Source organism: Streptomyces sp. NPDC006610, from assembly GCF_040611575.1.
In the GTDB taxonomy this organism is placed as follows: domain Bacteria; phylum Actinomycetota; class Actinomycetes; order Streptomycetales; family Streptomycetaceae; genus Streptomyces.
This window is the reverse complement of record NZ_JBEXOP010000037.1, coordinates 1-14,934: the sequence shown is the minus strand read 5'-3', so window position 1 is coordinate 14,934 and position 14,934 is coordinate 1. Positions and strand designations below refer to the sequence as shown.

The window sequence follows — 14,934 nt, the reverse complement described above, 5'->3', positions numbered from 1 at the left end:
GTGCTCCCGGCGCGGCCACTTCTCGGGGTGGGTCTTGGGTAGGGCCTGAGTACCGCATGGCGCGCCGGCACGCACCCTGCGGCGGCCCTCCTGGTCGGCGGCGCCCCTGTAGCCAGGCGCCGACCGTGTCACGGGACAGCGGTGGTTCGGTGACCTTGGACAGGTCGGGGAAGTCCTGCTGCGGTGAGGAGGTCGAGCAGGACGGGCAGGGCGAGGCCGGTGGACATCACACAGGCCGCGAGACCGCTGAGGATGCCGATTGCCGTGATCAAAACGTCCGTCACGGTGTGCCCTCGGCCGGGCCGCAGGCGGCCTTGTGCTGTCCTGGCTGAGTGGCGGACACATCGGCGCGTGCTGGGCGATCTCCCGTACCAGGAAGAATGTCACCGCGGTCCGAGGCACGGGCGCGGCGGTCCCGGCCGGTGCGCAACGAGATGGGCGATAGCGGCTCTCACAGGAAGGCCGGCGCCCGACCACGCCGAAGTCGGATGCCGGGCGATTGTCGCCGGAGTCAGCGTGGGGGAGTGGGCGGGACGGCGTCGGGAACGGCGCGGTCGGCCTTGGCTGCGTCGGCGAGGGCGGCGGCAGCGGCTTCCGCGGCCTGAGCCGTGTCGCTGGCGGCCTGCGCAGCCATGTCGTCCGAGGGTTTTTCGCGGGTGGCCGGCGACTGCGGCAGCACCTCACTGAAGGCACGCGACACACCCTGGAGCGCAGAGGTCATCTCGCTCGGGATCACCCAGAACGTGCTGCCCGGGCCCTGCGCGAGCTGGGGCAGCATCTGGAGGTACTGGTAGGCGAGCAGTTTGGGATCGGGGTCGTTGCGGTGCACGGCCTGGAAGACGTCGTCGATGGCCCGGGACTGGCCCTCGGCCTGGAGGATCGCAGCGGTGCGGTTGCCCTCCGCTCGCAGGACGGCGGCCTGCTTGTCGCCCTCGGCGGTGAGGATCTGCGACTGGCGCTGCCCCTCGGCGTTGAGGATCGCGGCTCGTTTGTCCCGCTCGGCCCGCATCTGCTTCTGCATCGCGTCCTTGATGGACTGCGGAGGGTCGATGGCCTTGATCTCCACCCGGTTGACCCTCAGCCCCCATTTGCCGGTCGCTTCGTCCAGCACGCCGCGGAGCTGGCTGTTGATGGTGTCCCGGGAGGTGAGGGTCTTTTCCAGGTCCATGGATCCCACGACGTTGCGAAGGGTAGTGACGGTGAGCTGCTCGACCGCCTGGAGGAAATTCGCGATCTCGTAGAACGCCGCTCGCGGATCGGTGACCTGAAAGTACAGGACGGTGTCGATCTCGACGACCAGGTTGTCCTCGGTGATGACCGGCTGCGGTTTGAAGGAGACGACTTGTTCCCGCAGGTCGATCAGCGGGTGCACGCGATCGATGTAAGGAATGACGAGATTGAGGCCTGGATTCAAGGTCCGGTGATACCGGCCCAAACGCTCGACATTACGGGCGCGCGCCTGGGGCACGATACGGACCGCCCGCACCACGGTGAAAACGGCGATCAGTGCGACGATCACGCCGGCGATGAGGAGAGCCGAAGTTTCCATGATCTCAGTCCCTGGGGTAGACGATCGCGGTGGCGCCCTTGATCTCTATGACATCGACGGTCTTTCCGGAAGGAATCACCAGCGTCTCGTCGTAGGCGCGTGCCGTCCACTCCTCGCCGTCTATGCGGACCCTGCCGTCCAGGCCCGTCACGTCGGAGACCACGTAGGCAGCCCTGCCGACCAGCGCATCCACACCGAATCGCTCCACTTGCGGCTGGAGCACGTGGCGCAGCGCAATGGGGCGCACGAAAAGCACGGTGACCGTGGCGACAAGAGCGAACACCAGGAACTGGAAAGACGGCGGCAGGCCGATCGCGGCGGCTCCCGCCGTGACCAGCGCCGCCGCGCTCAGCATTCCCAGGAAAGCGGTAAGAGCGAACACTTCCGCCAGCGCCAGCATGGCTGCGACGATCAACCAAATCAGCCATGGATCCATTGCATGCCTGCTCTCACCAGTGCGGGTGTGAAAGAGCCCCTCTGTAACCATTGCACATTGCTGGGGGACAGTCGCGGCACTTCACCTGAGGTTCCCCGAGATGCGGAAGGTGGTGACAGACAGTCGCACATCACTCGCAGAGAGGAGCCCGGCCGATGCCTGCCCCGAGGGAAATACCCGCTGGGGTTGCGTGAGCGTGTGGTGCGGATATGTCGACGGCGCTTGTATCGTGGTTCTGGATCAATTTCAGTGCCAGGGCCATGGAGGGTCACCGAAACCGCGATCGTGAACGGTCTCGCGCGGCGAGGGGACGCGTTCGCGGACCAGGTCGAAGTCGGCGCGGCCGAACATCTGCCTCTTCAGCATCTCGATCTTGTTGTTGTGGCCGTCAACGGCGCCGGAGCTGTAGCGGAGGCTGAGGTCGGCGACGACGGCGTCGATGTCCTGGCCGAGGCCGGTGACGAAGGCCTGCAGGGAGGGCAGGTCATCGACCTGGACGCTGGCGATCCACCGGCCAAGGTGTTTGCCCTGGCGGTTGTTCGTGAACTCGGCGAATGCGCGGACGTGGTGGGAGGTTCGGTCGAGCGCGGGGCAGCGGGTCGGGATCGTTTCGAGCTGCTGGGCCTGATCGTCGGTGAGGCGGTCGGGGTTGCGGGTGAGCCAGCTGGTCACTTCCCGCACCGACGGTGCTCTGCGAGGCGGGTCATGCGGGAAGCTTTCGCGGAGCTTGGCCACGTACTTCTTCACGACGCTCTCGCCGCCGGTGTAGCCGCGCTCGCGGACTTCCTTGAACAGGTGGCGGGCAACGGTGCAGCCCTGTGCTCACCGCTGGTGCAGGTGAGGCTTGTAGGGGTCGAGGATGCTCGTGCGGTCGGCCCACCGGCCGACCAGGAGCTCGTCCGCGTCCGCGGCGCCTGCGAAGCGGCGGACCGTGTTGCGGGCCAGCCCGAGCCGGCGGGCAATCGCACGCAGTCCGACGCCTTGGTCGAGGGGAGCATGGACGGCCGTGTGCTGTTCACGGACGCGGTCGGAAAGCCGGCAGGTTGTCCGCGGCCCGGTGGGAGGGGGTGGTTCGAGGTGGCCATCTTGCGCGGGTACCAGCCGCGTGGCCTGGCCTGGCTGGACCGGCTCACCCGTCTCGGCCTGGGTGCTTGTCTCGCGGACGACACAGGGCTCGGCAAGACCATCACCGCCATCGCCCTCCACCTGCGCCGACAGGAGGATCCGAGAACGGCCTGCGGCCCCACCCTGGTGGTATGTCCCGCCGCGCTGCTGGGCAATTGGGGGCGGGAGATCGACAGGTTCGCACCCGGTACGCCCTGGCGCCGCCATCACGGACCCGCACGCGACCTCGGTGACCTCCGGCCCGGGGAGATCGTCCTCACCACCTACGGCACACTCCGCCGTGACCTGTCCGACCTTTGCATGGCCCGCGAACGACTCCTGACCCGGCCGCTTCCTGGCCTGTCCGGCTCACCCCTGCTGCGCCGCACCGGCGGCCGCCACCGTCCGGCCCGTACCGCATTCGACGTCCCGACCCACCAGTTGGAGCCGTCCGGGCATCGGGCTGACCGAGGCGAGCCGTCATGAGAGCGCCTGGTCCGCGTCGTCGTACACAAGGAGGTGGTCGTCGCGAAGGCGCACCCCTGGTGTCGGATGGTGCGCTGTGAGGCGTCCGTCGTGCATCAGGTGGTGGACGGGGATTCCGCGGGCCAGGACGGCGAAGTCGGCGATCAGGCGCCGGTGGCATCGCCACCACACCGCTTCGCTACACATCACCGCGGTGCGCTCCCGACCCGCTTGGTGCATGAGGGCGTCCATGGCGGCGACGAACTCCGGGCTGCGGGTATGAGCGGCGTAGCCGCGGAAGGACGCGTTGCGCCATACCGTGTCGGGCGAGCCCGGCACCGGTTTGCGAAAGCCGCCCAGTCGCGGTTCCCACCGGTAGGCGATGCCCTCTTCGGGCATCCACTGGGCGAGCCGCTGCCGTGACAGGTCCGGGTCACGTCGGCTGCCGGGCGCGGTCCTGACATCCACGACGGCGGCAACGCCGGCTTCCCTGAGGAGTCCTGCCAGCGTTCCCCGGTCCGCCGTGCTGTGGCCGAAAGTGATCAGTTCGAGCGGGGGCGACGGGAACCCCCCGTCAACGGTGCGATCGTCGGTCATGCATTGAGTGCAGCAGCTCCCGGCCAGCGTCGCACTGTCCGATCCAGCCATCGCCGCCGGTCCGTGATGGAGGGACGGGTTCCGCCGGCCTGCTCATCACGTTGGTGCGCCTGCTAGACAGGTGCTGCAGCGTGCTGAATGCTCAGCGACTCCTCCAGCGAAGGCGGCGACCGGCGATGTCGGCAGGTACACGCCAGCGCGAGAGTGCCGGCCGGAAGCCAGGCGAAGTTCCACAGCCCTGCGCGGTATGGGCATCCCGTCGCGTGTCCGGCATCGCGGTGACAGGGGCCGTCTCCCCGCACAGCCATCGGGCGTCGGGATAGCGGGAGGAACCGTGCAGCCGGCAGCCGAATCGGGCGGAGAACTGGGTGGGGCCGAGGCCGTACGTGGTCATGATCGGCTGTAGCCCAGTCGTCCGCCTCTCCCGGCACGACAAATACGCATCCCCCTTGTCTTCTGCTGTGACGGCGGGATCCTGGTCGTGGAAGGCCGGTCGTCGCTGCCGGTGATCGCCGGGCACCTGCCCGTGCTCCGTCTGTCCGGGCTGTCCGGGCTGTCCGGCGTCCGGGGCCAGGTGGCGTGTCCTTGCGGCTGGTCGTCACCCGTCGCATGCTGCAGACGACGGCTGACAGGGTCATTGACCTGCGCGGCGAGTACGAGGCCCGTTATGCCGCCCTGCGCCGTGAGTTTTCAAACGCCATGTCGCCTGCGCATGTGTCGTCCTCGCCGGTACGAGTGCGGTGGGCTGCCTGGCTGGTGTGCTCGGCCGTTGACCCTCTCTGTAGGAGGCGGAGGCGAATACCGACGCAGGAAGCTGAACGGCTGTACCGCGCCGCGGCCGGCACCGCGGCTGCGCGCCGTTCTGCGGCCGATCGGAAGTCGGCCGGGTGTCCTGCGGCAGCGTGCCGCTGGGCATCGGCTTGCGCAGGCAGTCGCGATGGGCGGCGACGCAGGTCAGCAGCGGGCGTTCCTTGCACTCACTCATGCCGCAGCCTCTCGCTCACGCTCGGCAAGGACACCGCCTTCGTGGGGCGTCGTGTGACCCACCGAATCCTCTGACCAGACCATCACCAGTGTCTCGACACGGACCGCACTCCGTGTCGGGGCGCTGCGCCATGCCCGGCCTTGCGGCCTTACCCCGCAACCGGCCACCGTTCGCGGCGTCCGCCTGCGGCCGCGGCGCCGACGTCGCCCACTACCGCTCGGCAGGCCTGGAGGCCGAGGGCTTCGACCACACGACGACCTCGGCTGGCCCCGCCCCGAGCGGAGAGGGTTCGACCTGGTCACCTCGATGTTCGTCGTGCAGGGTGTCGCGTACAGGCTGGGCAGCGGCGCCGTGACGCTGCCCAGCCTGTGGTGGGAGACCCGCCGCTGATCTCGCTGTGGGCCCGCACTCGGCTGCGGGCCCACAGCTCAGCACTGTCGCCGCGGCCCAGGGCACGCGCGACGGCGCTCCAGCCGAAGCGGAAGCCGATCCGGACACCTGCTCATCGGCCTGCGCCAGGAGGGATGAGGCGGCGGCGTGCCCACCCCGTGTCCGGAAAACGCGGGGGCGGGCGGGCCTTCCCCTACGATGCCCCGGTAGTCGTCGCGACTGACCGAGCCATCACCGAACGGGGCCGACTGGGGGACACATGGACGCACAGGATGGGCACGCGCCGGGAACACACGCACCGGATGGCGCCCGTCCCGGCGGCCCCCTCCCGGACCGGAGCCTCCGCGCGACGGGCATCGGGGCGGTGGCGATCGCGCTGTGGGCGTCGCTCGCGCTCTTCACGACCCTCACCGGACGGATCCCGCCCTTCCAGCTCACCGCGATGGCTTTCGCGGTCGGCGGCGTCATCGGACTGCCCCGCGCCCTCCGGGGCGGCGCGGCGCTCGCGCGCGGACTTCCGGCGGGCGCCTGGGCCCTCGGCGTCGGTGGCCTCTTCGGCTACCACTTCTTCTACTTCCTGGCCCTGCGCAATGCGCCTCCCGTCGACGCCGGGCTCATCGCCTACCTGTGGCCGCTGCTGATCGTCGTGTTCTCCGCGCTCCTCCCCGGCGAGCGGCTGCGCTGGTGGCACACGGCCGGCGCGGTCCTCGGGCTCGGCGGCACCTTCCTCTTGGTCACCGGCGGGCAGGGCGTGCACTTCCGGGGCGAGTACGCGCTGGGGTACGCGGCGGCCGGGGTCTGCGCCCTGGTGTGGTCCGCGTACTCGGTGGCCAACCGCCGCTACCCGCAGGTCCCCACGGACGTCGTCGCGTTCTTCTGCCTGGCCACGGCCTTGCTCGCGGCCATGTGCCACCTGCTGTTCGAGACCACGGTCCGCCCCGACGGCTGGCAGTGGGCCGCCGTGCTCGTCCTGGGCCTCGGCCCGGTCGGCGGCGCCTTCTACGTCTGGGACCACGGCACCAAGCGCGGTGACATCCGCCTCCTGGGCACCCTTTCCTACTTCGCCCCCCTGCTCTCCACCGCCCTGCTGGTCGCGACCGGACGCGCCGCCGCCACCTGGGCCGTCGGCGCCGCCTGCGTCCTCATCACCGGCGGAGCGATGCTGGCCTCCTCGGACGCGCTGCGCCGCTCGGCGCGCCGCGGAAGCTGAGCCGTACGCCCGGCCCGTGCCACCGTACGAGCCCTATCGGCGCGCGAGCCGCGCACCCGGCCACGCGGGGCGAAGGCCGGGACCCGGCGTCAGGCGTCCACCGGCCAGGTGCCCCGGCGGACCATCTCGGTGACCCGCTCGGCACCGTTGGCCCGCACCAGCAGTTCGAGCCGCATCCGCTCGATGTCCTCGGCCGTCCACTCGTCCGTGGCCATGGTCGCCTTCTCGTGCGACCAGCCGTTGTCGTAGTGGCGCACGACGTAGTCCTTCTGGAAGTCCCACATCTTGGTGCCCGGCAGCGGGGTCACGATGAACGGGTTGGCGTACGCCATGCCGTGGCCCATGAGCGTGACCGCGTAGTCGATGGTCTTCTCAATCTGCTCCAGGGACTCGATGTATGGGGCCCGGCCGGGCGCCTCCGGCGGGTTGACGAAGCCGAGCATGAAACCCCCGGTCACCTGGATCCCGTACTCGGTGAACATCTCCACGATCTCGCCCGTGGCCTGCTGGATCGCGTTGAGGCGGGACTTGCCGGACTGTTTCAGGCTGTCCTCGTTGGCGCTCTCCACGGCAAGGTAGACGCTGTAGCAGCCGCCGTCCGCCATCGCCTTGATCAGGTCGCGGCAGGTCAGCCCGGACCGCATCGCCGCGAGGACGTTGCGGAAGTTGGGGTCGCGCCGCTCGCTCTCGTCCATCGTGTCCGCGAACGCGGCCCCCAGGTGCAGCAGCACGAGGTTGAACAGGCTCAGGCCGCCCTCCTCCACCCACGGCAGGTCGTGCTTGCGCAGCAGCTTGAAGACCCGCATCGCGTACAAAGGATCGTGCAGCAGGTGGTCGTCCTCGATGAGGACCTCGGTCACGCCCTGCTTGGTGATCTCGGCGAGGTGGAGGTCGAACCAGTCGGTCCCGAGCGCCCGCCACGGCCCGTTCACCATCGGTATGTAGCAGAAGTCGCAGCCGACGTTGCAGCCGATCGTCGAGAAGATCTGCGCCCAGGAGCCGTGTGCGCGTACCCGCTTGCCCGAGGAGTGGTACGGCTGCTCGTACTGGCTCATGTCCAGGAGCCCGAAGTCCGGCAGGGGCATCATGCCGAGCCGTTGGTCGAGCCCCTGCCGCTTGGGCAGGATCCGCATGTACGGGGACCCGGCGGTCGTGCGGACCACGGCCCCGTCCGGGCGCCGGTAGGCGATGCCGGGCACGGCGTCGATGTCGCCGCCCTCTTCGGTCAGCGCCCGCAGGAGCGCAGTGAAGGTCTGGTCGGCCTCGTTGATGACCACGTGGTCGAAGGGGGAGTCCGGCACGGCGTTGCGCCAGTCGCCGCTGGGGTGGGAGCCGCCGGTGACGGTCACGATCGAGGGGTCGATCTCCTTGACCAGGTCGGCGAGGGCGCGGGCGTTGCCCCACTGGACGGTGTAGATGCACTGCACGCCGACGACGTCCGGCTCGAACTCCTCGATGACCGCCCGGAGCTGGGCGTCGTCGAGGCCGTAGCGGACCAGGGCGCTGCCCTGCCCGAGATCGATGAGCCGGCGCTCCTGCTCCCAGCCGGCGAACGGCGAGTCCACGATGTGCACGTCGAATCCGGCGAGGCGGGCGTTGGTCGCGATGCGCAGCAGCCCGATCGGCGTGCCGGCCCGCTTCATGACCTCGAAGGTGTCGAGACCGAGCGCCTGGAAGCTGCTGCCCTCCGGAGAGGGCTCCACGACCCGGGTGTACGAGGGCACGAGGAGCAGCACCCGGGGGGCCTCCCCGCGCGCCCGGCGCCGCGCGCCCGACGGTGAGGTGCGCAAGGAGGGCCGGTCGAGGTGGCGCAGCGGGGCTCGCTGCGGGGCACTGGAGAAGGTGATGGTGGGATTCTCGATGAGCATGGGCGCATGGGACCCGGTACGCGTCATGAGCACTCCAAATGCCGGGACTGCAGGGAGAGTTCACTCAGATCGTGGCCTCTGCACCTCTCGACGGCCGCTGCTTCGGCGGAAATGGCGGGAATGCGTATGCTCCGGCTCGCCCACAGGACGTCCGCACGTCACCTGTTGGGAGCCTGTGCCGTGATGGTCAGGGGCTGGCCGCCGGACGGCGGTGCCCGTATTCGTTCAGAAGACGACGTATGTGGGGGCCAGAGATGGCGACGACGACCCACCGGTACGGCCACGTCCGGTGCGAGGGCACGCCGGAGGGAGCGGCACATCCGGACCGGGCCGTCGAGGCCCTGCTCTTCTTCAGACCGAGGTGAACCCGGCCGTCGCTGACCTCGTCGCGCCCGTCGCACAGGCCCTCGCCGCCTACCTGGGGACACTGGGCACCGAACCGGCCGGCGCCGCCGCGGCCCGGCGCCGCTTCACCGCCTTCGCCGCCAGCCTGGACCGCACGCCCCTGCCGCCCCGCGAGCGCCTGCAGACGGCCGCCGCCGGGGCCCTCCTCGCGGGCGACCTTCGGGAAGCGAGCGCACTTCTGGAGGAGCTCACCCTCATCCACCCGCGCGGCGCGCTTGCCCTCTCCGTGGGGCACCAGCTTGCGCGGAGTCGTCCGAGTGCGCGGTGCCGGCCTGGTCACGGCGGCTGCTGGAGAGGGCTTTGTGCCGGTGGTGAAAATGGCTTTTGAGTGCCTCGTGAGCCGTCGGTGAAGCCGTGGTGGAGACTCGCCTGCTGAGATTACCGGGTCGGTTGCTGCGGGTGTGGGCGGGCCTGTGCGGGCGACTTGGCGGGGGAGGGTTGGGAAACAGCCCTCGGGGTTCTTCGCCGTCGAGTGGTCGGCGGAGAACCCCTTAGAGCTCGTAACACGATCACGATCCGGGCTTCTTGAGGCGTGTCCACGCGCACACGGGCCGTTGGCAGTGCGCGCCCCGTAGACGCGATGTCCTTCGGGGCGCGCGGGAGGGGTTCGGGTTCAGGCGTTGTAGCCGCCGTGGGCATCCAGCACCGCGCCCGTGACGTACGATGCGGCGGGGCTCGCCAGGAAGGCGATCGCCGCGGCAATTTCGTCGGGGTGCCCCATGCGTTGCAAGGACAGCGAGCTGAGCAGGGCCTTGAGGGTGTCGGGGTCCGGCGGTTGCATGCGGCTGTCCATCAGCCCGGCTTCCACGACGTTGGCCGTGATGTCGCGAGGCCCGAGGTCCCGTGCGACCCCCATGGTGTACCTCTCGATGCCTGACTTGGTCGCCGCGTAGTCGGCGACGCCCGGGACGCCGACCCGGGAGCCCAGTCCGGAACTCACCGTGATGATGCGGCCGCCCGTGCGCAGCACTCGGGAGGCGGCCCGGATGACGGCGATCACGCCGAGGTAGTTGGTGGCGTGCATCCGGTCCAGTGCGGCGGTGTCGGCGTCCGGGTCGTCCACTGTGCCGGCGACGGAGATCGCCGCGTTGTTCACGAGGATGTCCAGGCCGCCGAAGTGAGCGACCACGTCGTCGATCAGCGCCGGCGCCCGGCTCGTGTCCGCCTGGTCGGACTTGAAGGCGACGGCCTTGGCTCCCTTGCCGTGCACCTCGTCGACGACGGCCTGCGCCTGCTCTTGGGAGCTGACGTAGGTGAAGGCGACGTCGGCGCCTTGCTCGGCCAGCAGCCGTACGGTCGCGGCTCCCAGTCCGCGCGATCCCCCTGTGACCAGGGCGACTTTGCCCGTGAGTGGCTTGCTCATTCTTCTCACCTCGTTGATTGATCTCTTCCGGCAGTCGCAACATTAATTGTTACGACAGGCTGTCGCAACATTTATCGTTACGACTGCCGTAACATGAAGCGCTGTGGCTGAGAGGAGGAGCCCCATGAGCGCCAACAGCAGGCTGACCATCGCCGCCCACGCGCTGGCCTGGATCGGCCTCTACCAGCGCCAAGGCCATGAGGTCGCCACCTCCGAGCAGATCGCGACCAGCGCGAACACCAATCCCGTGGTGATCAGACGGCTGCTCGGCGAGCTGCGCAGGGCCGGGCTAGTGGAGTCCCGGCGGGGCGTGGGCGCGGGCTGGTCGCTGGCACGCGAACTGGAGTCGATGACCCTGCTCGACGTGTACGAGGCAGTGGAATACGGCCCGCTGTTCGCAATGCACCGCACCACCCCGGACCAGGGATGCGTGGTGGGTCATGGCATCCAGCCGGCCATGCAGAGCATCTACGAGGGTATCGAGGAGACCGTGAGACACGAGCTGGCCCGCGTCACGCTCGCGGACGTACTCCGGGACGTACTCGCGGCACCTCGCTAGCCTCTCCGTTACGCCCTGACATCACCAAGATCCCCATCTAAGCCCTTTCCAGCGAACAGCCTGGCAACCGTCACGCCGAAGACCGTTGCAGTATCAGACTGTGTCCTGCGAGCTCATGACTTGGTCTCGTCGCAGTGCTCTGGTCCGGCGTGACCGATGTGACGATGTCGCCGTTCGGGAGGATGTGAGGACCCGGCCATGGATCGTGGACGACTACTTGTGGGCGCTGATCGAGCCGCTGCTGCCGCCCTGGGAGAAGTCGCCGGGCCCACGGCCGGTGGCGGACCGGCTGTGCCTGCAGGGCATCCTGTACGTTCTGCACAACGACATAGCCAGGCAACACCTGCCGCTGGAACTGGGATTCGGTTCCGGGCAGACCTGTTGGCGGCGCCTGGAGCGGTGGCAGCAGGCCGAGGTCTTCGACCAACTGCACCGCATCCTGCTCGCCGAACTGAACGCGGCCGGCGAACTCGACTGGTCCCGCGCGTGCGTGGACAGCTCCCACTTCCGCGCGAAATGAGACGGCGCCGACACTGGTCCGTCGCCGGTCGACCGACGGAAGACGGGTAGCAAGCACCACCTGATCTGCGACGGACGCGGCACCCCGCTCAAGGTCATCCCACCGCGGCCAACGTCAACGACGTCACCCAGACCCTCGCCCTGGTCGACGGCTTCCCGCCCGTGGCCGGACGACGCGGACGCCCGCGCCGCCGCCCTGACTCGCTCCCCGGTGACAAGGGCTACGACTCCGACCCCAACCGCCGAGAGCTGCGCATGCGGCGGATCTTGCCGGTCATCTCCCGCGAGGGCGCCCTGAACATCAAGGGTTTGGGCGAGCTCCGCTACGTCGTCGAGCACACTTTCGCCCTGCTCCACCAGTTCAAACGCCTTGCCGGCGTTGGGAACACCGAACCGAACTCCACGATGCCTTCGTTACCGTGAACGCCAAGCTCAGGAGTACGGCCCTTGTCCCGGCGGCAGGGTCGGACCGTGCGAGGACTTCAATCAGCCAGCGATGCTGGTGCGTGCCGTCGCGTTGTCGCGGTGCATGATGTGGCCGGTGGCGGTGAACGCCTCATTGCCGACCAGCGGGCCCGTCCGGGTCTCCGTGACGGTGAATCCCTCGCCAGCGTAGAGCGCCTCGGCGGCTGGGTTGCCGTCGAGCACGGTGACTTCAACCCTCGGTCCGGCAGCGGCAACGGCGTGGCGCAGCAGTGCCCTACCGATCCCCTGCCGGTAACACTGCGGGTCGACGTACAGCCAGGTGACCTCGTCGTCGTCGAGCGCGACGAAACCGGCTACTCTCCCCTCGGTCTCCGCCACCCACAACTGGCCGTCGAACAGCCCTTCCTGCTCAGCAGTCTGCGCGAGCGTCAGGAATGCTTGGACGCCGACGGAGTTGCGCAACTCGTCAAGGCGCGCGGTATCGTGAATTCGCGCGATCGCGTCCCAGTCATCGTCGGTATATGGCCGAATGTCAATCTTCACGGGCGGCATGCGCGCAATTCTCACGGTCCACCCACAGCCGGTGCAACGCGTTTATGCCGCCACCGTGGCGGGAGCGGGACGGGCGGAGGTCCACCGCGTCTGCATCACCGTTCCAGCAGCCCGAGTAGACCACGATGGACACCGCCCAGGCCGTCGACGCTGGTGGCCTTCTCCACGACGTACGGCGTCAGGCTGACCGCTTCGAGCCCAAGGACGGGCCTTGTCGTGGATCAGGGCGCTGGCGTTGATGGGCTCAGGCTGTCCGTCGAGGCCCTCCGCCTCGACGTCCAGGAGTTTGGCCCGCAGCGTAGGGGGGCGCACATCGGCGAACGGGAGCCACTGCGCGTCGGCGACGTCTTCATCCTGCAGTGCCGGCGTCGGCGGCTGTGCGGCCTTGAGGTAGAAGACGAAGCGGAAATCGAACTGCTGGTGGCGGGCTCGCCATTGGCCGGGTTGGCGTTGATGTCGTGGAGGTCCACGTCGATCGGCGCGTCGAGGAACTGCGGGATCAGGCAGAGGTCGCCGGGGCGGATCCCGGCCTCTTCGCACACTTCTCGCACGGCCGCGGCGAGGAGCGTACGGTCGCCCGCCTCCACATGACCGCTGGGGGTGAGGTGCAGCCCGGTCGCCCGGTGGCGGCACGCGACGATCGCGGTCGATGATTACCGCACTGCAGGTGACGTGCGCGGGCAGCATGTCGCGGCTGAACGGCTTGCCGGCACCGTCGAGGGCGGCCAGCAGCCCGCCAGTGCCTCGCGTTGGAACCACAAGCAGGCTCTCCTCGCCCTGGCACGCGAACGGCCGCCCGCCGACCCGCCCCGGCTACCCGGGCCGCGGCGAGTGCACGGCGGCACCGGGCTAGGGTCCGTCTTCAAACGGATCTTGCCCAGAGCAGGATCGATGCGAGGGTGACCGCCGCTTCGTAGGAAGTGGCGGTCTTTTCGTATCTCGCGGCGACCCCGCGGAAGCCTTTGAGCCGGTTGAAACAGCGCTCGATTGTGTTGCGTCGTCGGTAGGTCTCCCGGTCGAACCCTGGCGGTCGGCCGCCGTGGCTCCCGCGCCTCAGCCGGTGCCGTCGCTGGTCGGTCTTCTCGGGGATGGTGTGCGCAATGCCGCGTTTTCGCAGGTAGGCACGGAAGCCGCGGGAGCTGTGAGCCTTGTCCGCGATGACCTGGTCGGGCCTGCAGCGCGGCCGGCCCGGGCCGGTGCGGGAAACGGATCCGTTTCAGAAGAGGCCGTGCGCAGACACTGTCGTGGCGCTGGCCGGGCGTCACCAGGATTGCGAGCGGGCGGCCCTTGCCGTCACAGGGGAGGTGGATTTTGGTGGTCAGTCCGCCCCGGGATCGGCCGAGGGCGTGATCGACCGGTTCGTCCGGCCGGTGCCGCCCCCTTTTCGGCCGGCGGCGTGCTGGTGAGCTCGCACGATGGTGGAGTCGATCTGGACGACCCAGTCGATGTCGCCGGCCGCATCAGTCTGGGCCTGATTCTGCTGGAGGTCCTGGGTGAGGACACCGCTCAACGCGTAGCGACGGCAGCGGGTGTAGACCGTTTGCCATGGCCCGTAGCGGTCGGGCAGGTCACGCCACGGCATGCCGGTGCGGATCTTGTAGATCATCCCGTTGACGACCCGCCGGTCATCCGCCCTCGGTCGGCCAGTCACGGCCCGCGGTATGAGCGGAGCGAGTAAATCCCACTCCTGATCGCTGAGTTCATGTCGGTGCATCCGACCATGATCTGCCAGGAGGTGATCTTTGATGACGTGGCAGGACCTGCACAGGACCTGCACAATTACGGCATGACCAATACCGCCGAAGCAGCCTGGCACAAGATCCTGACCACTGCGGGCGAGCCTCGCCGACAGGAAGATTTCCCGCTTGCCGCTCCGTTTGCCGAGCTGGTGCTGGTGGCGCATGCCGAGCCGCTGCTTCGTCAGCTCTACCCCTGGACCGGTATGTGGGAGCTGCACTTCAGCAGGTGCACGGAGAACCGCCACACCTGGGACATCCCCTACATCGGCACACTGGGAGACGGCCGGTACTACGTCGAAGGGCCGAGCCGGACCAGCCCGCGGATCGCCGAGACGGACAGTGCGCAAGCTGCAGTAGCGATGGTCATTGATCGCCTGCCACCGCACTGCGGCCCGGCCTTCATCGGCAATGCAGAGGAACTGGCCGCCGACGAGAGGGCGCGGGACAGCAGGTACAACGTCTGAAGACGGGCCCCAGCTTGGCCTTTAACGTCTAGCGTCGAATGGCGCCTCGAACTTGATCACTCGGTTCGGTATCCGGCGGACGCAGAAGCGGCCTTCGTCTGAACATGTGCTCCGACCAAGGAACACACACGTCCAGCACGAAGGCCGTGAGGATGAGTCTGCTGCAACGCGACGTCGGGCAAGAGGCTTTGACGCAGCTGTCACGCTTCCGGGGCGAGTTCTACTCCTGTCTCACCGCTCGTTCGGATGCGTTGTTCGAGCTGGCCGACGCTGTTCTGTGCGGCGACGGGCCGGTCAGGTCGC

General features: G+C 68.7%; 12 protein-coding genes and 4 pseudogenes. 7 read left to right on the top strand and 9 right to left on the bottom strand.

All coding sequences use genetic code 11. The annotated features are described in order from the left end of the window. Nucleotides 1-511 precede the first annotated feature (511 nt). The 3 genes from ABZY13_RS25700 to ABZY13_RS25690 all read right to left on the bottom strand — a co-directional run bounded on the left by ABZY13_RS25700 (nucleotide 512) and on the right by ABZY13_RS25690 (nucleotide 2,732). Nucleotides 512-1,549, bottom strand: a complete 1,038-nt coding sequence (locus tag ABZY13_RS25700) for an SPFH domain-containing protein (protein WP_356634688.1) — start codon at nucleotides 1,547-1,549, stop codon at nucleotides 512-514. Nucleotides 1,550-1,553: 4 nt separating this feature from the next. Beyond that, entirely contained in the window at nucleotides 1,554-1,985 is a 432-nt protein-coding gene (locus ABZY13_RS25695) for an NfeD family protein (protein WP_356634686.1), read from the bottom strand. A 246-nt stretch (nucleotides 1,986-2,231) separates the two neighbouring features. Next, nucleotides 2,232-2,732, bottom strand: coding sequence for a transposase (locus tag ABZY13_RS25690; RefSeq protein ID WP_356634684.1), 501 nt, complete (start codon nucleotides 2,730-2,732; stop codon nucleotides 2,232-2,234). 333 nt (nucleotides 2,733-3,065) lie between these two features. Here ABZY13_RS25690 and ABZY13_RS25685 point away from each other — a divergent pair. Then, nucleotides 3,066-3,395, top strand: a pseudogene (locus ABZY13_RS25685) (SNF2-related protein); the annotation flags it as partial. 174 nt (nucleotides 3,396-3,569) lie between these two features. On the opposite strand, the gene ABZY13_RS25680 reads toward ABZY13_RS25685, so the two are convergent. Continuing rightward, complete coding sequence (locus ABZY13_RS25680; protein ID WP_356634682.1) at nucleotides 3,570-4,151, bottom strand: DUF488 domain-containing protein; 582 nt, start codon at nucleotides 4,149-4,151, stop codon at nucleotides 3,570-3,572. A 1,739-nt stretch (nucleotides 4,152-5,890) separates the two neighbouring features. On the opposite strand from ABZY13_RS25680, the gene ABZY13_RS25675 reads away from it, so the two are divergent. Next, on the top strand, nucleotides 5,891-6,736 hold the full coding sequence (locus ABZY13_RS25675) for an EamA family transporter (protein ID WP_356634680.1): 846 nt from the start codon (nucleotides 5,891-5,893) through the stop codon (nucleotides 6,734-6,736). An 89-nt stretch (nucleotides 6,737-6,825) separates the two neighbouring features. Here the strand turns inward: ABZY13_RS25675 and ABZY13_RS25670 are convergent, their stop codons facing one another. Then, complete coding sequence (locus ABZY13_RS25670) at nucleotides 6,826-8,604, bottom strand: radical SAM protein (protein ID WP_356634678.1); 1,779 nt, start codon at nucleotides 8,602-8,604, stop codon at nucleotides 6,826-6,828. Nucleotides 8,605-8,965: 361 nt separating this feature from the next. On the opposite strand from ABZY13_RS25670, the gene ABZY13_RS25665 reads away from it, so the two are divergent. After that, nucleotides 8,966-9,337, top strand: a complete 372-nt coding sequence (locus tag ABZY13_RS25665; RefSeq protein WP_356634675.1) for a hypothetical protein — start codon at nucleotides 8,966-8,968, stop codon at nucleotides 9,335-9,337. A 285-nt stretch (nucleotides 9,338-9,622) separates the two neighbouring features. On the opposite strand, the gene ABZY13_RS25660 is transcribed toward ABZY13_RS25665, so the two are convergent. Further along, on the bottom strand, nucleotides 9,623-10,372 hold the full coding sequence (locus ABZY13_RS25660; RefSeq protein ID WP_356634673.1) for an SDR family oxidoreductase: 750 nt from the start codon (nucleotides 10,370-10,372) through the stop codon (nucleotides 9,623-9,625). A 124-nt stretch (nucleotides 10,373-10,496) separates the two neighbouring features. On the opposite strand from ABZY13_RS25660, the gene ABZY13_RS25655 reads away from it, so the two are divergent. Both ABZY13_RS25655 and ABZY13_RS25650 read left to right on the top strand, forming a co-directional pair. Further along, nucleotides 10,497-10,931 (top strand): Rrf2 family transcriptional regulator, encoded by a 435-nt coding sequence (locus ABZY13_RS25655; RefSeq protein WP_356634671.1) that lies wholly within the window; start codon nucleotides 10,497-10,499, stop codon nucleotides 10,929-10,931. 115 nt (nucleotides 10,932-11,046) lie between these two features. Next, nucleotides 11,047-11,983, top strand: a pseudogene (locus tag ABZY13_RS25650) (IS5 family transposase). On the opposite strand, the gene ABZY13_RS25645 reads toward ABZY13_RS25650, so the two are convergent. From ABZY13_RS25645 to ABZY13_RS25635, 3 genes and pseudogenes are all read right to left on the bottom strand, one after another. Then, entirely contained in the window at nucleotides 11,937-12,428 is a 492-nt protein-coding gene (locus ABZY13_RS25645; RefSeq protein WP_356634669.1) for a GNAT family N-acetyltransferase, read from the bottom strand. The pseudogene ABZY13_RS25650 and the gene ABZY13_RS25645 overlap by 47 nt on opposite strands. 221 nt (nucleotides 12,429-12,649) lie before the next feature. After that, entirely contained in the window at nucleotides 12,650-13,015 is a 366-nt protein-coding gene (locus tag ABZY13_RS25640; protein ID WP_356634667.1) for an NUDIX domain-containing protein, read from the bottom strand. Nucleotides 13,016-13,290: 275 nt separating this feature from the next. Then, nucleotides 13,291-14,142: pseudogene (locus tag ABZY13_RS25635) on the bottom strand (IS5 family transposase). On the opposite strand from ABZY13_RS25635, the gene ABZY13_RS25630 reads away from it, so the two are divergent. Continuing rightward, on the top strand, nucleotides 14,131-14,631 hold the full coding sequence (locus ABZY13_RS25630) for a DUF6193 family natural product biosynthesis protein (RefSeq protein WP_356634665.1): 501 nt from the start codon (nucleotides 14,131-14,133) through the stop codon (nucleotides 14,629-14,631). The pseudogene ABZY13_RS25635 and the gene ABZY13_RS25630 overlap by 12 nt on opposite strands. Nucleotides 14,632-14,783: 152 nt before the next feature. After that, nucleotides 14,784-14,934: pseudogene (locus ABZY13_RS25625) on the top strand (transposase); the annotation flags it as partial.

Coding starts and splice junctions, on each gene's coding strand:
- ABZY13_RS25680 (WP_356634682.1), bottom strand. CDS start 4,151: ATGACCGACGATCGCACCGTTGACGGGGGGTTCCCGTCGCCCCCGCTC.
- ABZY13_RS25645 (WP_356634669.1), bottom strand. CDS start 12,428: ATGCCGCCCGTGAAGATTGACATTCGGCCATATACCGACGATGACTGG.
- ABZY13_RS25695 (WP_356634686.1), bottom strand. CDS start 1,985: ATGGATCCATGGCTGATTTGGTTGATCGTCGCAGCCATGCTGGCGCTG.
- ABZY13_RS25660 (WP_356634673.1), bottom strand. CDS start 10,372: ATGAGCAAGCCACTCACGGGCAAAGTCGCCCTGGTCACAGGGGGATCG.
- ABZY13_RS25700 (WP_356634688.1), bottom strand. CDS start 1,549: ATGGAAACTTCGGCTCTCCTCATCGCCGGCGTGATCGTCGCACTGATC.
- ABZY13_RS25655 (WP_356634671.1), top strand. CDS start 10,497: ATGAGCGCCAACAGCAGGCTGACCATCGCCGCCCACGCGCTGGCCTGG.
- ABZY13_RS25670 (WP_356634678.1), bottom strand. CDS start 8,604: ATGCTCATCGAGAATCCCACCATCACCTTCTCCAGTGCCCCGCAGCGA.
- ABZY13_RS25630 (WP_356634665.1), top strand. CDS start 14,131: ATGTCGGTGCATCCGACCATGATCTGCCAGGAGGTGATCTTTGATGAC.